Here is an 18,420-nt window from a genome sequence, read left to right as displayed (position 1 = left end):
CTGCGGTGAACCGGACGGACGGGGCAGCCCCGTCCGCCCGGTCCGTCGGACTCAGCCCACGTGGGCGCCCGGAGGGCCGTCGGTCGCCAGCTCGGTGTGCTTCACGTTCAGGAACACCCAGGTGATGAGCGAGGCGCCCAGCATCAGGATCGCGCCGAGCAGGAAGGCGTTGGTCGCGCCCTCGGTGAACACCTGGCTCTGGACGGCCGGGTCGGCCATCGCCGGGCCGAGCTCCTGGGCCCGCTCGGTGAAGGTCTGCGTGGCGAGCGTGGCCAGCACGGCGAGTCCGAGTGCGCCGCCCACCTGCTGCATGGTGTTGAGCACCCCCGAGCCGATACCGGTCTCCTCGGGTCGCAGGTGGTGGACCGCGGTCAGGGTGAGCGGGACGAAGGTCATCCCCATGCCGAAGGACATCAGCAGGATGAACGGCAGCAGGTCGGTGGCGTAGCTCCCGGTCTCGGGCACGACCGGCGCCGTGGTGTCGTACGGCAGCCGCGAGAACCCGAACAGCCCGCTCGCCGCCAGGATGGTGCCGACGCCCGCGAGGTAGCGGGGGTCGATCCGGCTGATCAGGTTGGAGGAGATGCCGGCCGCGGCCACGAGGCCGAGGCAGAACGGCAGGAACGCGACGCCGGCCTTCAACGGGCTGTAGCCCATCTCGACCTGGATGTACTGGCTCAGGTAGAAGAACATCGCGAACATGGCGGCCGGGGCCAGGAACATCGCCCCGAAGCTGGCGGCCCGGGTGCGGTTCAGGAAGACCCGCGAGGGCAGCAGCGGGTGCTCGACCCGGCTCTCGATGAACAGGAACAGGGCCAGGACGAGTGCGCCGGCCGCCAGGCTGGAGATGGTCCACGGGTCGCTCCAGCCCTCGCTTCCGGCGCGGCTGAAGCCGTAGACCAGACCGAGCAGGCCGAGGGTGCCGGTGACGGCGCCCGGCAGGTCGAGCTCGCCGGGATGCGTCTCGGACTCGGCGAGGAAGCGCGGCGCCAGCAGGGCGGTCACGATGCCGATCGGGGTGTTGATCAGCAGCGTCAGCCGCCAGCCCTCGACGTCGAGTCCGAAGATGCCGTCGAGCCCGGTGAGCCAGCCGCCGAGGAGCAGGCCGACGGCCGCGCCGACGCCCGACATGGCGGCGTACACGGCGAAGGCGCGGTTGCGGGGCGGGCCGGCCGGGAACGTCGTGGTGATCAGCGCCAGGGCGGCGGGGGAGGCCAGCGCGGCGCCGAGGCCCTGCAGGCCCCGGGCGGCGAGCAGCAGCCCCTCGTTGGTGGCCAGGCCGCCGAGCAGCGAGGCGACGCCGAAGATGATCAGGCCGGTCATGAAGATCCGGCGCCGGCCGTACAGGTCGCCGAGGCGCCCACCGAGCAGCAGCAGCGAGCCGAAGGCCAGCGCGTAGCCGGTCACGACCCAGGTCAGGTTGGCGGCCGAGATGCCGAGGTCTTCCTTGATGTAGGGGAGGGCGATGTTCACGATCGTGCCGTCGAGCACGACCATGAGCTGCGCCACCGAGATGAGCACGAGTGCCCAGCCCAGGTGCCGGCCGGCGCCGGGAGCGGCAGGCTCCTCCACGCGGGTGGTGTCGGTCATGGGAGTCGTTCCTTCGCTGGTTCCGGGGTCGCCGGAGGTCGGGCTTCGCGCCGCTCAGCGGGTCGCTGCGGGCACGATGATCTGGCTGATCACCCGGCTGATGAGGGTGGGATCGGGCACCTCGCCCATCACGAAGACGCGGTGCAGGACGATGCCGGCGAGGGCCGGCTCGAAGAGATCGAGGTCGAGGCCGTCGCGCAGCTCGCCGCGGGCGGCGGCGCGCGCCCAGATGGCGCGCGAGGCCTCGATCTTGGGGCCGAGGACGTCGCGGCGGAAGGCCGCGGCGAACTCGGGGTCACGGGTCAGGGCGGTGACGATCGCGCCGAAGGTGGCGACGCCGTTGGGGTCGGCGAGCCCGCCGATGCCGCAGAACACCGCCTCCAGGTCGCCCTGGAGGCTGCCGGTGTCCGGCGCCTCGTCCATCGCCTTGGAGTGCACGAGCGCGTCGATGACCAGGCTGAGCTTGTTGGTCCAGCGCCGGTAGAGCGTCGCCTTCGACGCCTTGGCCCGGGTGGCCACGGCGTCCATGGTCAGCCGGTCGTAGCCCACGTCGGCCAGCACCACGAGGGTGGCCTCGAGGATCTCCAGCTCGCGGTCGCCCTGCACGCGGGGCCGCAGGGCGGCCGGGTCGGGCGGGGTCATCGGCACTCCCGGTCTGCTCACCGTTCATGAAACGAAACGGTTTCGTTTCGTCCTCGGGTCAGCGTAGGACTCGGGCGGCCCCGTCGCCACACCTTTTCCGTGAACGGGACGTGCCGGAACGTACGACGGCCCGCCCGGGGTGGCCGGGCGGGCCGTCGTACGTCGTGCGCAGGGGCGGGTCAGCCCACGTGCACACCGCCCTCGGGGCCGTCGGTGGCGAGCTCCTCGTGCTTGACGTTGAGGAACGCCCACACCGCGATCGAGCCGATCGCGACCAGCGCGGCGCCGACCAGGAAGGCGGCCGTCGCACCTTCGGTGAAGGAGCCGAGGAAGGCGAGCGCGCCGGCGTCCTCGACCGGGACGCCCTGGGCGACCAGGTCGCGGGCCAGGTCGGTCTTGGTGCCGTCCGCGAAGTGCAGCGCGACCGTGCTCAGGATGGCCAGGCCGAGCGCGCCCCCCACCTGCTGCATCGTGTTGAGGACGCCGGAGCCGATGCCGGAGTCCTCGGGCCGCAGGTGGTGCACGGCGGTCAGGGTGAGCGGCACGAACACCGCGCCCATGCCGACGGCCATCAGGATGATGAACGGGAAGACCGAGGTCCAGTAGTTCACGTCGGCGCCGAGGTGGCCGCCGCTGCCCAGGGCGAGCAGGTCGGCCGCGCCGGTCGGGACCTCCAGGCGGGAGAAGCCGAAGAGCGCGACGGCCGCCATCAGCGTCCCGGTGCCGGCGATGAACCGCGGGTCGATCCGGTTGACCAGGTTCGAGGAGATGCCCGCGCCGATCACGATGCCGATGGAGAACGGCAGGAACGCGAACCCGGTGTGCAGCGGGCTGTAGCCCACGACCAGCTGGATGAAGAGGCTGAGGAAGTAGAACATCGCGAACATCGCGGCGGGCACCACCATCATCACCAGGAAGCTGGTCGCCCGGGTGCGGTTGGCGAAGACCCGGACCGGCAGCAGCGGGTGCTCGACCCGGGACTCGACGACCGCGAACGCCGCGAGGAGCGCGGCACCGGCGGCCAGCGACGCGATGGTCCAGGGGTCGCCCCAGCCGTGCGCCTCCTCGCCGGCGCGGGTGAAGCCGTAGACCAGGCCGAGGAGGCCGAGGGTGCCGGTGATGGCGCCGGGGACGTCGAGCTCGCCGGGGTGCGACTCGGACTCGTTGAGGAAGCGCGGGGCGAGGTACGCCGCGACCAGGCCGATCGGCACGTTGATCAGGAACGTCCAGCGCCAGCCCTCGAGGTCGAGGATCGGGTCGAGGCCGGTGAGCCAGCCGCCGAGGATCAGGCCGACGGCCGCGCCGGCGCCCGACATGGCGGCGTACACGGCGAAGGCGCGGTTGCGCGCCGGGCCGGCCGGGAACGTCGTGGTGATCAGCGCCAGGGCGGCGGGGGAGGCGAGGGCGGCGCCGAGGCCCTGCAGGCCGCGGGAGGCCAGGAGCATGGCCTCGTTCTGCGCGAAGCCGCCGAGCAGCGAGGCGACCGCGAAGATCGTCAGGCCGACCATGAAGATCCGGCGCCGGCCGTAGAGGTCGCCGAGCCGGCCACCGAGCAGCAGCAGGCCGCCGAAGGCGAGGGCGTAGCCGGTGACGATCCAGGTGAGGTTGGCGTCGTCGATGTTGAGGTCGTTGCCGATGAAGGGCAGGGCGATGTTCGCGATGGAGGCGTCGAGCACCACCATCAGCTGCGCCATCGAGATGAGCACGAGCGCCCAACCCAGGTGCAGCTTCTTCTCCGAGGGCTGGGCCTCGGGAGTCGCGAGGTCGGTCATGGAGGGATTTCCTTCTCTGGGTTCCGTGTGGTGGTCGGAAGGTGCGGGTCGGCGCTCAGCGGGTCGCTGCGGGCACGATGATCTGGTCGATCACGCTGGTGATCAGGTGGGGGTCGGGCACCTCGCCCATGACGAAGACGCGGTGCATGACGATGCCGGCGAGGGCCGGCTCGAAGAGGTCGAGGTCGAGACCCTCCCGGAGCTCGCCGCGCGCGGCGGCGCGCTCCCAGACGAGGCGGGAGGTCGCGATCTTGGGGCCGATCACGTCGCGGCGGAACGCCTCGGCGAACGCCGGGTCGCGGGTCAGGGCCGTGACGACGGCGCCGAACGTGGCGACCGCCTGGGGGTCGGCGAGGCCGCCCAGGCCGCAGAACATGCTCTCCAGGTCGCCCTTCAGGCTGCCGGTGTCCGGCACCTGCTGGGGTCCCTTCGAGTTCGCCACGGCATCGACGACGAGGCTGACCTTGTTGGTCCAGCGGCGGTAGAGCGTCGCCTTGGAGGCCTTGGCCCGGGTCGCGACAGCGTCCATGGTGAGGCGGTCGTAGCCGACGTCGGCGAGGACCTCGAGGGTGGCGGCCAGGATCTCCTGCTCGCGGTCACCCTCGACGCGGGGCCGCTGGACGGCTGCCTCGGGCGGGGTCATCTGAACTCTCCTGTGATGGTCGACACAAATGAAACGAAACCGTTTCGTTTCATCGCCAACAGTCGAGGGGGCGCGAGTTGTTCCCGCCGCCTCCCGGGTGGTCCAGACCACCGGCCGAGTGGGTGCCGAGGGGTGGCGGTCGAGTGTCGGAGGAGGGCGGCAAGATAGGCGCATGACCGAGCCGACGCCCGCCACCGAGGACTCCCGCGAGCAGCACCGCCGGCTCAGCGAGGAGATCGAGGACGCGCGCTGGCGCTACTACGTCCTGGACTCGCCGACGCTGTCCGACGCCGACTTCGACCAGCGGCTGCGAGCCCTCGAGGCGCTCGAGGAGGAGTTCCCGGAGCTGCGGACGCCGGACTCGCCGACCCAGAAGGTCGGCGGCGCGGTCTCCACCGAGTTCACCGCCGTCGACCACCTGCGCCGGATGGAGAGCCTCGACAACGCCTTCTCGGTCGAGGAGCTGGAGTCGTGGTACGCCCGGCTGGGCCGCGACGGCATCGAGGCGCCCGAGCTGCTGTGCGAGCTGAAGGTCGACGGACTGGCGATCAACCTGCTCTACGAGAACGGCCTGCTGGTCCGCGCCCTGACCCGCGGCGACGGCACGACCGGCGAGGACGTCACGCCGAACGTACGCACCATCGACTCCGTGCCGCGGCGGCTGAGCGGCACCGAGGAGTTCCCGGTGCCCGAGCTGATCGAGGTGCGCGGCGAGGTCTTCCTCCCGGTGGCCGCGTTCGAGCGGCTCAACGAGTCGATGACCGATGCCGGCAAGCCGGTCTTCGCCAACCCGCGCAACGCCGCGGCGGGCTCGCTGCGCCAGAAGGACCCCCGGGTCACGGCGACGCGCGCGCTCGGGATGGTCTGCCACGGCATCGGCGAGCGCCGCGGCTTCGAGCCGAAGGCCCAGTCGCACGCCTACGAGGCACTCGCGGCCTGGGGGCTCCCGACCAGCGAGGCGGTCCGCGTGGTCCCCACGCTGAGGGAGGTCGAGGCGTTCATCGCCGACGCGGGGGAGCGGCGGCACACGATCGTCCCCTACGAGATCGACGGCGTGGTGGTGAAGGTCGACGACGTCGCGCTCCAGCGTCGGCTGGGCTCGACGAGCCGGGCGCCGCGGTGGGCCATCGCGTTCAAGTACCCGCCCGAGGAGGTCAACGCCAAGCTGCTCTCCATCGAGGTCAACGTCGGCCGGACCGGCCGCGTCACGCCGTACGGCGTCATGGAGCCGACGCGGGTCGCGGGCTCGACGGTCGAGAACGCCACCCTCCACAACGCCCACGAGGTGCGGCGCAAGGACGTGCGCCCCGGCGACACGGTGATCCTGCGCAAGGCCGGCGACGTGATCCCCGAGATCGTCGGGCCGGTGCTGCCGCTGCGACCCGAGGGGCTGGCGGAGTGGGTGATGCCGACCGAGTGCCCCGCGTGCGGCACGACGCTCGCCGAGCAGAAGGAGGGCGACAAGGACCTGCGCTGCCCCAACCACGAGCGGTGCCCCGGCCAGGTCCGCGAGCGCGTCTACTTCGTGGCCGGGCGCAGCGCCTTCGACATCGAGGGCCTGGGCTACGAGGCGGCCACCGCGCTCCTCGACGCGGGGGTGATCACCAACGAGGGCGACGTGTTCGACCTGAGCGCCGACCAGCTGCTCCGCACCGAGCTCTTCACACGAGCGGCGAAGAAGACCGAGGAGGGCGACCGGGTCCTCTCGGCCAATGGCCAGCGGCTCCTCGACAACCTCGACTCACGCAAGGACGTCCCGCTGTGGCGCGTCCTGGTCGCCCTCTCGATCCGTCACACCGGCCCCAGCGCGTCCCGAGCGCTGGCCCAGGAGTTCGGCTCGATGGAGGCGATCCGGGCGGCCACCGAGGAGCAGCTCGCGGCCGCGGAGGGCGTCGGCCCGACCATCGCCGCCGCCGTCATCGAGTGGTTCAAGGTCGACTGGCACACCGAGATCGTCGAGAAGTGGACGGCGGCCGGCGTCTCGATGGCCGACGAGCGCGACGAGTCCACGCCCCGCACCCTGGAGGGGCTGACCATCGTCGTCACCGGCTCCCTCGACGGCTACAGCCGCGACTCCGCCAAGGAGGCGATCCTTGCCCGCGGGGGCAAGGCCGCCGGCTCGGTCTCCAAGAAGACCGACTTCGTCGTCGTCGGCGAGAACGCCGGCTCCAAGGCCGACAAGGCCGAGCAGCTCGGCGTACCCGTGCTGGACGAGGCGGGCTTCACCGCGCTGCTGGAGAACGGGCCGCCGCCGGTCGAGGGGTAGTGGCGTCGCGGCGCGCTGGTTGCAGGCACATCACGGTATGCAGACGAGGCGGCAGTTCCCACGGTGGGTACGCCGTGGCAAGTGCCAACTCGTCGGCATACCGTGATGAAGCAGCAGCCGCCGCGGTCCGCCGGCGCCAAACCTCACCCCTTTGGTTTCTGCCTTTCGCCACGCGCTCGGCCGCTTGATGCCAACCTCGGCACATGCAATTCAACGGACGTCTTATCGCCCTCACCGTGTCCTCGGCCGTGCTGCTCGCGGTCCCCGCCGTCGCCCAGGCCACCCCGGGCCAACCCGCCGAGCGGGCGGCGAAGTTCACCACCATCAAGACCTGGTCCGGAGCCAAGCAGCAGGCCTGCAAGAAGGCGACGCCGAACGGCAAGAGCTGGAAGGTCGTCACCCGCGTCGTCAACGGCCGGGAGGCCGAGGTCGGCGTCGGCCTGATCGTCCTCAAGGGGGAGCAGGAGGTCGACCGGGCCGCGACCCCCATCGTCAAGAAGGGCGTCACGTCGAAGCTCGTCTCGGTCAAGATCCGCAAGGACAAGCGCTACACGCTGGAGGCATTCCAGTTCCAGGGCCAGATGGGCGACGGCGGACCGATCAAGCTGAAGAAGATCCGTCGCTGCTGAGGACTCCGTCGTACGACCTCGCACGCGCCGCCACCCGACCGGGTGGCGGCGCATCGTGCGTCCGGGAGATCGGGGGCCGACCGACCGTGGGTCGGCGCGCGGACTCTCCTAGGATGGAGACCATGCCTGAGATCACCAGAGACGAGGTCGCGCACCTGGCGACGCTCGCCCGGATCGACCTGGACGACGCGGAGCTCGACCACCTCGCGCCCCAGCTGTCGGTCATCCTCGAGTCGGTCGCGTCGATCAGCGGCGTCGCCGGTGACGACGTCCCGCCGACCTCGCACCCGCTGCCGCTGACCAACGTCTTCCGCGAGGACGTCGTGGTGCCGAGCCTCACCGCCGAGCAGGCGCTGTCCGGGGCTCCGGCCTCCGAGCAGCAGCGCTTCGCCGTCCCGCGGATCCTGGGGGACGAGCAGTGAGTGACCTGACCCGCCTCACCGCCGCGCAGGCGGCCGACGCGCTCGCCGCCGGCGAGATCACCTCCGTCGCGCTGACCCAGGCGGTCCTCGACCGGATCACCGCGGTCGACGCCGACGTCCACGCGTTCCTCCATGTCGACGCCGAGGGCGCGCTCGAGCAGGCTGCCGCCTCCGACGCCCGCCGCGCGGCCGGCGCGCCGCTGCACCCCCTCGACGGGGTGCCGATCGCGGTCAAGGACGTGCTCGCCACCGACGGTCTGCCGACCACGTGCGGCTCGAAGATCCTCGAGGGCTGGATCCCGCCGTACGACGCCACCGTGGTCACCAAGCTGAAGGCGGCCGGGCTGCCGATCGTCGGCAAGACCAACATGGACGAGTTCGCGATGGGCTCCTCCACCGAGCACTCGGCGTACGGTCCGACCCGCAACCCCTGGGACCTCGACCGGATCCCCGGCGGTTCCGGCGGCGGCTCCGCGGCCGCGGTCGCCGCGTTCGAGGTGCCGCTGGCCCTCGGCACCGACACCGGCGGCTCGATCCGGCAGCCGGGTGCCGTCACCGGCACGGTCGGCGTGAAGCCGACGTACGGCGGGATCTCCCGCTACGGCCTGGTCGCGATGGCCAACAGCCTCGACCAGGTCGGTCCGGTCACCCGCACCGTCCTGGACTCCGCGCTGCTGCACGAGCTGATCGGCGGGCACGACCCGCTCGACTCGACCAGCATCGACCAGCCGCTGCCGGACCTGGTCACCGCCGCTCGCGAGGGTGCAGCCGGTGACCTGAGCGGCCTGAAGGTCGGCGTGATCACCGAGCTGACCGGCGATGGCTACCAGGCCGGCGTACTGGCTCGTTTCCAGGAGTCGGTCGACCTGCTGGTCAAGGCCGGCGCCGAGGTCGTCGAGGTGTCCTGCCCGAGCTTCGTGCACGCGCTCGCGGCGTACTACCTGATCATGCCGAGCGAGGCGTCCTCCAACCTCGCCAAGTTCGACGCCATGCGCTACGGCCTGCGGGTGCTGCCCGAGGGCATCGACAACCCCAGCGCCGAGGACGTCATGCGGGCCTCCCGCGACGCCGGCTTCGGCGACGAGGTGAAGCGCCGGATCATCCTCGGCACGTACGCGCTGTCCAGCGGCTACTACGACGCCTACTACGGCACCGCGCAGAAGGTCCGCACGCTCATCACGCGTGACTTCGAGGCAGCCTTCGAGCAGGTCGACGTCCTCGTCTCGCCCACGGCGCCGACCACGGCGTTCAAGCTGGGGGAGAAGCTCGACGACCCGATCGCGATGTACCTCAACGACCTCGCGACCATCCCCGCCAACCTCGCGGGCGTTCCTGGGCTCTCGCTGCCCGCCGGGCTGGCCGACGAGGACGGGCTGCCGGTCGGCTTCCAGGTCCTCGCCCCGGCGCTCGCCGACGACCGGCTCTACCGGGTCGGCGCCGCCCTCGAGGCGGCCCTGCAGGCCCAGTGGGGCGGCCCGCTCGCACCTCCCGAGGAGAACCTCCGATGACCGACACCCTGGTCAGCTTCGACGACGTGCTGGCGTCGTACGACCCGGCGCTGGGCCTGGAGGTCCACGTCGAGCTCAACACCGCGACCAAGATGTTCTGTGGCTGCCCGGCGACGTTCGGCGGCGAGCCGAACACCCAGGTCTGCCCGACCTGCCTGGGCCTGCCCGGCGCGATGCCGGTCGTCAACGGCAAGGCGGTGGAGTCCGCGATCCGGATCGGGCTCGCGCTCAACTGCGAGATCGCCGAGTGGTGCCGCTTCGCGCGGAAGAACTACTTCTACCCGGACATGCCGAAGAACTTCCAGACCTCCCAGTACGACGAGCCGATCGCGTTCGAGGGCTGGATGGACGTCGACGTCGACGGCGAGACCTTCCGGGTCGAGATCGAGCGCGCCCACATGGAGGAGGACACCGGCAAGTCGCTGCACGTCGGCGGCTCGACCGGTCGCATCCACGGTGCCGACTACTCGCTGGTCGACTACAACCGCGCCGGCATCCCCCTGATCGAGATCGTCACCAAGCCGATCCTCGGCGCGGGGGCGAAGGCTCCGGCGGTGGCGCGGGCGTACGTCAGCCAGCTCCGCGACCTGATCGTCGCGCTCGGCGTCTCCGAGGCCCGGATGGACCAGGGCAACCTGCGCGCCGACGTCAACCTGTCGCTGTCGCCGAAGGGCTCCGGCGTCCTCGGCACGCGCACCGAGACCAAGAACGTCAACTCGTTCCGCTCGGTCGAGCGCGCCGTCCGGTTCGAGATGCAGCGGCACGCCGCGATCCTCGACGGCGGCGAGGCGATCTTCCAGGAGACCCGGCACTGGCACGAGGACACCGGCGTGACCACCAGCGGTCGCCCGAAGTCCGACGCCGACGACTACCGGTACTTCCCCGAGCCCGACCTGGTGCCGGTGGCGCCGAGCCGGGAGTGGGTCGAGGAGCTGCGCGGCACCCTGCCGGAGAACCCGGTCGAGCGCCGGGCGCGGCTGCAGTCGGCGTGGGGCTACACCGACCTGGAGATGCGCGACGTGGTCGCCTCGGGCCTGCTCGGCCCGATCGAGGAGACCGTCGCAGCCGGTGCGTCCGCCCAGTCGGCCCGCAAGTGGTGGATCGCCGAGCTGACCCGTCGGGCCAACGACGCGGGTGTCGACGTCGTCGACCTCGGCGTCAGCCCCGCCCAGGTCGCGGCCGTCCAGGCGCTGGTCGACGCCGGCACCATCAACGACAAGCTGGCCCGCCAGGTCTTCGACGGCCTGCTCGCCGGCGAGGGCACGCCCGAGGAGATCGTCGCCGCCCGCGGGCTGGCCGTGGTCTCCGACGACGGTGCCCTCGGTGCGGCGGTCGACGCCGCCATCGCCGCCAACCCCGACGTCGCCGACAAGATCCGCGACGGCAAGGTCGCCGCGGCGGGTGCGCTCATCGGAGCGGTGATGAAGGAGATGCGCGGCCAGGCCGACGCCGCCCGCGTCCGCGAGCTGATCCTGGAGAAGCTCGCCTGACCTGAGTGACGGACGTCATGCGGACGGAGCCACTGGTTGCTCCGTCCGCATGACGTTCCGCGCGGACTGCGGCGTTATGGTGCTCGGACACATCCATCAACGCCCGCAGCAGGGGAAGCCGGTCCAACTCCGGCGCTGACCCGCAACCGTGGGTCGGGCGGTACGAGGTACCGCCCGACGAGCCGGAGCACCTGTCGCGACGCGTCCTCACCATTCGCTGCCGAGGAATGCAGCGGGCGGGTTCTCTCCAGGACCTTCTCGTTCAGCAGCGGGAAGGAACCATGAACACCCACGTACGACGCGTGGCCGGCCTGCTCGCCGCGCCCGCCCTCGCCGCGACTGCGGTCGTCGCCGTCTCGGCGCCCGCGGCCCAGGCCGCCCCGATCGCCGCCCCGGCCGGGGTCGACCGTGCCCCGGCGGCGTCGGCCGCCGCGTACCTCGCCGCGCAGCCGGAGGCCTCGAACATCATCCGGGTCTTCTACTCCTACCTCGACGAGTCGACGACGCCCCCGACCCCCGTCGAGGGTGACTACCTCGACTACGGACTGACGATCGACGCGGGCTACGCCCTCGACGCGGTCGGTGGTCAGACCGCCAAGCTCACCCAGATCACCGACGCGCTCCAGGCCGGCATTGGCGACTACGCGTTCGGCGGCAGCTCGCGCGCCAAGCTCGCGTCGTTCCTGCTCGCCCAGGGTCGTACGGGCGCGGACATCGACGCGCTGGTCGACGCCCTCGAGGGCAACATCTCCGACGACGCGGGCACGCTCGGCCGCTTGGTGGAGACGACCGGCGACGACTGGAACAGCACCCTGACCCAGTCGTACGCCGTCGCTGCGCTCGACCTGGCGGCCTCCGACGAGGCCGACGAGGCTCTCGCGTACCTGCTCGGCCAGCAGTGCGCGGCCGGGTTCTTCCAGGAGTACCTCCCCGCGAAGGACGCAGCCGACCAGACGTGCGACGCCGAGTCCGCGGTCCCGAGCGTGGACACGACCGCGCTCGCCGTACTGATGCTGCAGGGCCAGAAGGCCGGGGTCGCCGAGGAGCTCGCGGACGCGACGGGGTGGCTCGCTTCCCAGCAGGCCGCCGACGGGTCGTGGGGCGGCAACGCCAACCGGACCGGCCTGGCCGGCTGGGCGCTCGGCGTGTCGGGCAACGCGGCCGCCGCTGGGAAGGCGGCCGGCTGGCTGCGGGCGCACCAGCTCGCGAACGCGGGTACCTGCGCGACGTACGCCGCCAAGGACGCCGGTGCGGTGACGCTGGACGACCTCGGCTTCGCGAACGCGGCGTCCGGTCCGCTCGACCAGATCGACAACAGTGTCGCCACGCGGGCCACGGCCCAGGCTCTGCCCGCCCTCCTCTGGGCACCGGGTGGCGCCGCGGCCGGTGCCACGACCGTGTCCGCCACGACCAAGCTCGTCCGAGCGGGTTCGACCCAGGCCGTCTCGCTCCGGGGCGCCCCGGGTGACACCCTGTGCGTGACCGCGGCCGGCGCCCGCACCCGCGTGGTGCTGCCCGCCTCGGGGTCTGCCAGCGCGTCGGTGAAGCTGCCCGGCGGTACGCGCAAGACCGCGGTGTCGGTCGTCGACGCGGGTGGCGAGACGAAGACGGTCGCTATCACGGGGCTGGGGGCCAGGAAGCTTCCGGTCTCCGTCGCCACCAAGATCCGGAAGGGCAAGCGTCTCGCCGTTCGGGTCGGCGGGCTGGTGCGTGGGGAGTCCGTCGTCGTCAGCTACCGGGGCAAGAAGGTCGCCCGGGGCAAGGCGAACGCGAAGGGCAAGGCGACGCTGCGGTTCAAGGCCACCAAGGTCGGGCGCGGCAAGCTGGTCGTGCGCGGCCAGTTCGCCAACCGGAAGAACACGAAGGTCGTCACGGTCAAGCGATGAGCTTCCGCTTCACTCGTCGGCTCACCGCCGCGGTCGTCCTGGCCGCGGCGGTGGGTCCGGGCCTGACCCTCACGGCCGGATCGGCCCCGGCGGCTGCCGCTACCTGCAGCACCGCGTCGGGCGTGAGCGTCCTCGTCGACTTCAAGGAGCTCGGCGGCGGGATCCAGGGAACCTGCGTCGCCAACGGAGGCGGCCAACGGGCCTCGTCGCTGTTCCCGACCGCAGGTTTCCCGCTCACGTACGTCCAGAACGAGCCGGGCTTCGTCTGCCGGGTCTCGGCGAAGCCCGCCCAGGACCCGTGTGTGGACACGCCACCGACCGACGCCTACTGGGGTCTGTGGTGGTCCGACGGGAAGAACGGCGTCTGGAACTACGCGAACTACGGCGCGTCCGCACTGAAGGTCCCCGCGGGGTCCTCGGTCGCCTTCGCCTGGAAGCAGGGTGGGGGCTCGGCCTCTGCCCCGGGCGTCGCGCCGCCGGCTCCCGCCGCGCCGACGAAGGCGCCCACGACGGCACCGACCAAGAAGCCCAGCAAGCAACCCGGCAAGCCGAGCAAGCAGCCCTCGAAGGCCGCGACCACGTCTCCGACGCGGGCGCCGGCTCCGCAGGTGAGTGCTCCGGGATCGGCCGCCGCGAGCTCGGGGACGCCGTCGGCGTCGCTGGCGGCGACGCCCAGCCCGTCCGAGACGCCGACCGCCACGGCCACGGGCAGCGCGTCCGTCGCGCCCGAGGCGGCCCCCGCAGTCCCGACCGAGACCCCATCGGCCTCGGCGACCGAGATCTCCGAGCCCGAGGTGGTCCCGGCCGCCGAGCAGACCACCGAGGACGGCGGCGTACCGACCTGGCTCGTGGTGGTCATGCTGGTGGCGCTCCTCGGCGCGACCGGCGCCGTCGCGGTGCACCGGCGCCGGGGTGCGGACTCGTCGGGTCCGTGACCGTCACGACCGCCGCCCGCGTCGGACGGCTTCCGCGTGACCTGCACCCCCTGGCCTGGTGGGTGTGGGCGCTCGGGCTCGCCACGGCGGCCTCGACGACCACCAACCCGTTCGTGCTGCTGCTCCTGGTCGGGGTGGCGGCGCTGGTGGTGGCGGCGCGACGCTCCGACCAGCCGTGGGGGCGGTCCTTCCGGCTCTACCTGTGGCTCGGCCTGGTGATCATCGTGGTCCGCGTGGTCTTCCGGCTCGTCTTCGGCGGCTCGTACGGCGACACGGTGCTGCTCGACCTGCCCGAGATCCCGCTGCCGGGCTGGGTCCGGGGGATCACCCTGCTCGGCCCGGTCACCCTCGAGAGCCTGCTCGCGGGCCTGTACGACGGCATGCGGCTGGCCGCCATCGTCATCTGCGTCGGCGCCGCCAACTCGCTGGCCAACCCGAAGCGGCTGCTGCGCTCGGTGCCCTCGGCTCTCTACGAGGTCGGCACCGCGCTGGTCGTCGCGGTGACCGTGCTGCCCCAGCTCGCCGACAGCGTCCGCCGGGTCCGTGCCGCGCAGCGCCTGCGGGCGGGCGACCAGCGGAGGTTCGGCCGGGTGCGCCGCACGCTGGTGCCCGTCCTCGAGGACGCCCTGGAGCGCTCGCTCGCGCTGGCGGCGGGCATGGACACCCGCGGCTACGGGCGCACCTCCGGGGCCAGCCGCGGGGCGCGGCGGACCACCGGCGCCCTGCTGCTCCTCGGCCTGTGCGGCCTGTGCATCGGTTGCTACGCCGTGCTCGACACGACCGCCCCGCGCTACCTGGCCCTCCCGATGGTCGTCCTGGGCCTGCTGCTGGCGGGCGCGGGCCTGCGCAGCGCGGGTCGCCGGGCCGAGCGGACGACGTACCGCCCGGACCCGTGGCGCTGGGCCGAGACCGGCGTCGCGCTGTCCGGGATCGCGACCGGCGCGGCGTGCTGGTGGGTGGGCCGCGAGAGCCCACTGCTCGCGCACCCCCTGCTGACCGAGGTCCCCTCCGTCGCCGGGCTCGCGCTGCTCGGCGCCCTCGCGGGACTCGCCGCCGCGGTGATCGCGCCCCCGCCGAGGATGGTGGCCGCATGATCGAGCTGCGCGGCATCACCTTCGGGTACGACGGCCGCCGGGTCCTCGACGACGTCGACCTCGTCGTCGACGAGGGCGAGCTGGTGCTCGTCTCCGGCCCGACCGGCGTCGGGAAGTCGACCCTGCTCGGTGTGGTCACCGGGATCGTCCCGCGCTTCTCCGGCGGCGTGCTCGGCGGCGACCTGCTTCTCGACGGCGCCAGCATCGTGCACCTGCCGCCCCGCGAGCGCGCGCACGCGATCGGGTACGTCGGGCAGGACCCCGCCGCCGGCTTCGTCACCGACACGGTCGAGGAGGAGCTCGCCTACGGCATGGAGCAGCTCGGCCTGCCCGCCGACACGATGCGCCGCCGGGTCGAGGAGACCCTCGACCTGCTCGGCATCGCGGGCCTGCGCGACCGGGACCTGCGCAGCCTCTCCGGCGGCCAGCAGCAGCGGGTCGCGATCGGGGCGGTGCTGACCATGCACCCCCGCGTGCTGGTGCTCGACGAGCCGACCTCCGCGCTCGACCCGACGGCGGCCGAGGAGGTGCTGGCGACGCTGACCCGGCTGGTCCACGACCTCGGGGTGTCCGTGCTGCTGGCCGAGCACCGCCTGGAGCGCGTCGTCCCGTTCGCGGACCGGATGTGCCTGCTGACCGGCGACGGACGGGTCGCGGTGGGGGAGCCCGCCGAGCTGCTCGCCACCTCACCCGTCGTACCCCCGATCGTGGAGCTGGGCCGCGCCGCCGGCTGGTCGCCGCTGCCGCTGAGCGTGCGCGACGCCCGTCGCCGCGCCCGCGACCTGCCGCCGCTGCCGGCACCCGCCGTACCTGCCGAGCCGGACGCGCCGCCGGGCCTGGTGGCCACCGGGCTGAGCGTCGTGCACGGTCGGACCGTCGCGCTCCGCGAGGTCGACGTCCAGGTGCCGGCGGGTCGGGTGACCGGACTGATGGGCCGCAACGGCTCGGGCAAGTCCTCGCTGCTGTGGGCGCTGCAGGGCAGCGGCCGGCGGCAGGCCGGGACGGTCCGGGTCGGCGAGCTGGACCCGGCCCGGCTGGAGCCCGCCGACCGGCGGGCGCTGGTGGGGCTGCTGCCCCAGACCGCGGCGGACCTGCTGTACCTGGAGACCGTCGCCGAGGAGTGCGCCGCGGGTGGCCCCGCGACCCGCGCGATCCTGGACCGGCTGGTGCCGGGCATCCCGGACGACGCCCACCCGCGCGACCTGTCGGAGGGCCAGCGGCTCGCGGTCGGGTTGTCGCTGGTGCTGGCCGCCCAGCCGCGGGTCCTGCTGCTCGACGAGCCGACGCGCGGGCTGGACTACGCCGCCAAGCGGGTGCTGGCCGGCATCCTGCGCGACCTCGCCGCGGACGGGCACGCCGTCCTCGTCGCCACCCACGACGTGGAGTTCGTGGCCCAGTCCGCCGACGACGTCGTGGTGCTCGCCGAGGGCGAGGTGGTCTCCTCCGGTCCGGTACGCCGGGTGATCTCGGAGTCGCCGGCGTTCGCTCCCCAGATCACCAAGGTGCTCGGTCCGCCGTGGCTCCGCGTCGACGAGGTGGCGGCAGCCCTGGGCGGCCGGTCGTGAACGGCGCCATCGCCCTCTCGCGCCGCTCGGCCGTCGTGCTGCTCGTCGCGTCGGTCGCCGGGCTCGTGATGCTCTGCTGGCCGCTGCTCCTGCAGGTCGAGCCGGGCACCACCCGGGTCGACCCGCCGTTCCTCTTCCTGGCGCTGCTGCCGCTGGTGATCGCGGTGGTGCTCGCCGAGATGAGCGAGGGCGGGCTGGACCCGCGGGTGCTGGCCATCCTGGGCGTGCTGAGCGCGATCAACGCGGTGCTCCGGGGCATCTCGGCCGGCACCGCCGGGGTGGAGCTCGTCTTCTTCCTGCTGATCCTCGCCGGACGGGTCTTCGGGCCGGGCTTCGGCTACGTCCTGGGCTGTACGTCGTTGTTCGCCTCCGCGCTGCTGACGGCAGGGGTGGGGCCGTGGCTGCCGTTCCAGATGATCTGCGCGGCCTGGGTCGGGCTCGGGGCGGGCCTGCTGCCGCGGAGGGTCACCGGGCGGGCCGAGATCGCGATGCTGGCGGCGTACGGCGTGCTGGCGTCGTACGCCTACGGGCTGCTGATGAACCTCTCGAGCTGGCCGTTCCTGCTCGGCGTGCAGGTGCCCGGGCACACCGGCTCGCTGGCCTACGTCCCGGGCGCGCCCGTGGTCGACAACCTGCAGACCTTCCTCGTCTACACGCTGCTGACCTCGACCGGAAGCTGGGACACCGGTCGCGCGATCACGACCGCCGTGGCGATCGTCGTCCTCGGTCCGGCGGTGCTGACCACGCTGCGCCGGGCCGCTCGGCGGGCGACGGTGACCGGCCGCGTCGAGGGTCCGGAGGCCGGTGTCAGGGCCGGACGATGAGGATCCGGTCGTCGCCGCTGCGGGGTTCGGTCCGGCCGTCCCGGTTGCTCGTGGTGAGCCACAGCCGCCCGTCGGGCGCCGTGACGACGGTGCGCATCCGGCCGTAGTCGCCGACGAAGAACGCCTGGGGGTCGGTGGCCCTGCCGTCGGTCAGGCTGACCCGCCACAGCCGCTCGCCCCGCAGCGCGGCGAGCCAGAGGTGGCCCCCGGCGTACGCGAGGCCGGAGGGCGAGGCGTCGTCGGTGTTCCAGGTGACCTGCGGGTCGACGAAGCCGCGGTCGGTGCCGCCCTTGCCCTCGACCTCGGGCCAGCCGTAGTTGGCGCCGGCGCGGATCGCGTTGAGCTCGTCGAAGGTCTGGTCGCCGAACTCCGAGGCCCACAACTGGTCGCCGACGAAGGCCAGGCCCTGGACGTTGCGGTGCCCCCAGGACCAGACCTCGTTGTCGAACGGGTTGCCCGGCGCGGGCTCGCCGTCCGGGGTGATGCGCAGGATCTTCCCGGCGAGGTCGTCGCGGTCCTGGGACCGGTCCGGCTCGCCGATCTCGCCGGTGGTGACGTAGAGGTAGCCGTTGGGGCCGAACTCGAGCCGGCCGCCGTCGTGGCGGAAGCCGTTGGGGATGCCGGTCAGCACGGGCTCGGGCTCGCCGAGCCGGTCGCCCCGCAGGGTGGCGCGGACGACCCGGTTGTCCTCGGCGGTGCTGACGTAGAGGTAGATCTGCCGGTCCTCGGCGAACGTCGGCGACACCGCGACGCCCAGCAGGCCGGCCTCGCCCTGAGGTGCCGCCTCGTCGATCGTGCCGAGCTCGGTCACCCGGTGCGGCCGCTGACCGCCGATCCGCAGCACCCGGCGGGTGTCGCGCTCGGTGACGACGGCGTCGCCGTCGGGGAGGAAGTCGAGGCCCCAGGGCGCCGCCAGCCCGGTCGCGACGGTCCCGACCACCTTCGGTGGGCGGTTCGAGACCGACTCGCTCGCGTCCGGCGGGGGAGCCGTGGTCGGGGTCGGAGCCGCCGACGAAGGGGGCGCGGTCGCCGTCGCCGTCGGGGTGCTCTCGATGTCGTAGGTCACCTCGGACCCGTCCTGCGAGCATCCTGCGAGCAGTCCCGCAGCCATCGCCAGTGCGAGCATCCGCCTCATGCCGGCGACTCTACTGACG

Annotated in this window: 15 protein-coding genes and 1 riboswitch; of the genes, 10 read left to right on the top strand and 5 right to left on the bottom strand. The window is 72.7% G+C overall.

The genetic code is table 11. From position 1 onward, the window contains the following. Window positions 1–51 precede the first annotated feature (51 nt). The 4 genes from VMF51_RS05505 to VMF51_RS05490 form a co-directional block, all read right to left on the bottom strand. On the bottom strand, window positions 52–1,590 hold the full coding sequence (locus tag VMF51_RS05505; protein WP_325473405.1) for an MFS transporter: 1,539 nt from the start codon (window positions 1,588–1,590) through the stop codon (window positions 52–54). Between the two features lie 54 nt (window positions 1,591–1,644). Continuing rightward, window positions 1,645–2,232, bottom strand: a complete 588-nt coding sequence (locus VMF51_RS05500; RefSeq protein WP_325473404.1) for a TetR/AcrR family transcriptional regulator — start codon at window positions 2,230–2,232, stop codon at window positions 1,645–1,647. Window positions 2,233–2,411: 179 nt separating this feature from the next. Continuing rightward, window positions 2,412–4,004: an MFS transporter gene (locus VMF51_RS05495; protein ID WP_325473403.1), complete on the bottom strand. Its 1,593-nt coding sequence runs from the start codon at window positions 4,002–4,004 to the stop codon at window positions 2,412–2,414. Between the two features lie 55 nt (window positions 4,005–4,059). Beyond that, entirely contained in the window at window positions 4,060–4,647 is a 588-nt protein-coding gene (locus VMF51_RS05490) for a TetR/AcrR family transcriptional regulator (RefSeq protein WP_325473402.1), read from the bottom strand. 172 nt (window positions 4,648–4,819) lie between these two features. Here VMF51_RS05490 and ligA point away from each other — a divergent pair, with 172 nt between their 5' ends. The 10 genes from ligA to VMF51_RS05440 all read left to right on the top strand — a co-directional run bounded on the left by ligA (window position 4,820) and on the right by VMF51_RS05440 (window position 17,266). Beyond that, on the top strand, window positions 4,820–6,913 hold the full coding sequence (gene ligA / locus VMF51_RS05485; RefSeq protein WP_325473401.1) for an NAD-dependent DNA ligase LigA: 2,094 nt from the start codon (window positions 4,820–4,822) through the stop codon (window positions 6,911–6,913). A 203-nt stretch (window positions 6,914–7,116) separates the two neighbouring features. After that, window positions 7,117–7,542, top strand: a complete 426-nt coding sequence (locus VMF51_RS05480; RefSeq protein ID WP_325473400.1) for a hypothetical protein — start codon at window positions 7,117–7,119, stop codon at window positions 7,540–7,542. A gap of 122 nt (window positions 7,543–7,664) precedes the next feature. Further along, window positions 7,665–7,964, top strand: a complete 300-nt coding sequence (gene gatC, locus VMF51_RS05475) for an Asp-tRNA(Asn)/Glu-tRNA(Gln) amidotransferase subunit GatC (RefSeq protein WP_325473399.1) — start codon at window positions 7,665–7,667, stop codon at window positions 7,962–7,964. Then, window positions 7,961–9,472 carry an Asp-tRNA(Asn)/Glu-tRNA(Gln) amidotransferase subunit GatA gene (gene gatA / locus VMF51_RS05470; protein ID WP_325473398.1) on the top strand — a complete coding sequence of 504 codons (1,512 nt, stop codon included), beginning with the start codon at window positions 7,961–7,963 and terminating at the stop codon, window positions 9,470–9,472. Before gatC ends, gatA begins: the two co-directional genes overlap by 4 nt. Next, on the top strand, window positions 9,469–10,962 hold the full coding sequence (gene gatB / locus VMF51_RS05465) for an Asp-tRNA(Asn)/Glu-tRNA(Gln) amidotransferase subunit GatB (protein ID WP_325473397.1): 1,494 nt from the start codon (window positions 9,469–9,471) through the stop codon (window positions 10,960–10,962). The genes gatA and gatB overlap by 4 nt, the downstream gene beginning before the upstream one ends. Window positions 10,963–11,022: 60 nt before the next feature. Next, window positions 11,023–11,175, top strand: a riboswitch (cobalamin riboswitch). Window positions 11,176–11,243: 68 nt separating this feature from the next. Then, complete coding sequence (locus tag VMF51_RS05460; RefSeq protein WP_325473396.1) at window positions 11,244–12,848, top strand: hypothetical protein; 1,605 nt, start codon at window positions 11,244–11,246, stop codon at window positions 12,846–12,848. Beyond that, window positions 12,845–13,783 carry a hypothetical protein gene (locus VMF51_RS05455; RefSeq protein ID WP_325473395.1) on the top strand — a complete coding sequence of 313 codons (939 nt, stop codon included), beginning with the start codon at window positions 12,845–12,847 and terminating at the stop codon, window positions 13,781–13,783. Before VMF51_RS05460 ends, VMF51_RS05455 begins: the two co-directional genes overlap by 4 nt. Then, window positions 13,780–14,877, top strand: coding sequence for an energy-coupling factor transporter transmembrane component T (locus VMF51_RS05450; RefSeq protein ID WP_325473394.1), 1,098 nt, complete (start codon window positions 13,780–13,782; stop codon window positions 14,875–14,877). The genes VMF51_RS05455 and VMF51_RS05450 overlap by 4 nt, the downstream gene beginning before the upstream one ends. Continuing rightward, a complete protein-coding gene (locus VMF51_RS05445; RefSeq protein ID WP_325473393.1) occupies window positions 14,874–16,442 on the top strand; it encodes an ABC transporter ATP-binding protein in 1,569 nt (522 codons plus the stop codon). The genes VMF51_RS05450 and VMF51_RS05445 overlap by 4 nt, the downstream gene beginning before the upstream one ends. Further along, entirely contained in the window at window positions 16,439–17,266 is an 828-nt protein-coding gene (locus VMF51_RS05440) for an ECF transporter S component (RefSeq protein ID WP_325473392.1), read from the top strand. Before VMF51_RS05445 ends, VMF51_RS05440 begins: the two co-directional genes overlap by 4 nt. Here VMF51_RS05440 and VMF51_RS05435 read toward each other — a convergent pair. Next, complete coding sequence (locus VMF51_RS05435) at window positions 17,250–18,401, bottom strand: PQQ-dependent sugar dehydrogenase (RefSeq protein ID WP_325473391.1); 1,152 nt, start codon at window positions 18,399–18,401, stop codon at window positions 17,250–17,252. The two genes, VMF51_RS05440 and VMF51_RS05435, sit on opposite strands and share 17 nt — an antisense overlap. Window positions 18,402–18,420 lie beyond the last annotated feature (19 nt).

It is taken from the genome of Nocardioides sp., from assembly GCF_035503875.1.
In the GTDB taxonomy this organism is placed as follows: Bacteria; Actinomycetota; Actinomycetes; order Propionibacteriales; family Nocardioidaceae; genus Nocardioides.
This window is presented reverse-complemented; position numbering and strand designations above follow the sequence as displayed.

Bases quoted from the DNA above. Each gene is read 5' to 3' on its own strand.
- VMF51_RS05460 (WP_325473396.1), top strand. From the start codon at position 11,244: ATGAACACCCACGTACGACGCGTGGCCGGCCTGCTCGCCGCGCCCGCC.
- gatB (WP_325473397.1), top strand. From the start codon at position 9,469: ATGACCGACACCCTGGTCAGCTTCGACGACGTGCTGGCGTCGTACGAC.
- VMF51_RS05480 (WP_325473400.1), top strand. From the start codon at position 7,117: ATGCAATTCAACGGACGTCTTATCGCCCTCACCGTGTCCTCGGCCGTG.
- VMF51_RS05505 (WP_325473405.1), bottom strand. From the start codon at position 1,590: ATGACCGACACCACCCGCGTGGAGGAGCCTGCCGCTCCCGGCGCCGGC.
- ligA (WP_325473401.1), top strand. From the start codon at position 4,820: ATGACCGAGCCGACGCCCGCCACCGAGGACTCCCGCGAGCAGCACCGC.
- gatC (WP_325473399.1), top strand. From the start codon at position 7,665: ATGCCTGAGATCACCAGAGACGAGGTCGCGCACCTGGCGACGCTCGCC.
- VMF51_RS05495 (WP_325473403.1), bottom strand. From the start codon at position 4,004: ATGACCGACCTCGCGACTCCCGAGGCCCAGCCCTCGGAGAAGAAGCTG.
- VMF51_RS05455 (WP_325473395.1), top strand. From the start codon at position 12,845: ATGAGCTTCCGCTTCACTCGTCGGCTCACCGCCGCGGTCGTCCTGGCC.
- VMF51_RS05435 (WP_325473391.1), bottom strand. From the start codon at position 18,401: ATGAGGCGGATGCTCGCACTGGCGATGGCTGCGGGACTGCTCGCAGGA.
- VMF51_RS05490 (WP_325473402.1), bottom strand. From the start codon at position 4,647: ATGACCCCGCCCGAGGCAGCCGTCCAGCGGCCCCGCGTCGAGGGTGAC.
- VMF51_RS05500 (WP_325473404.1), bottom strand. From the start codon at position 2,232: ATGACCCCGCCCGACCCGGCCGCCCTGCGGCCCCGCGTGCAGGGCGAC.
- VMF51_RS05445 (WP_325473393.1), top strand. From the start codon at position 14,874: ATGATCGAGCTGCGCGGCATCACCTTCGGGTACGACGGCCGCCGGGTC.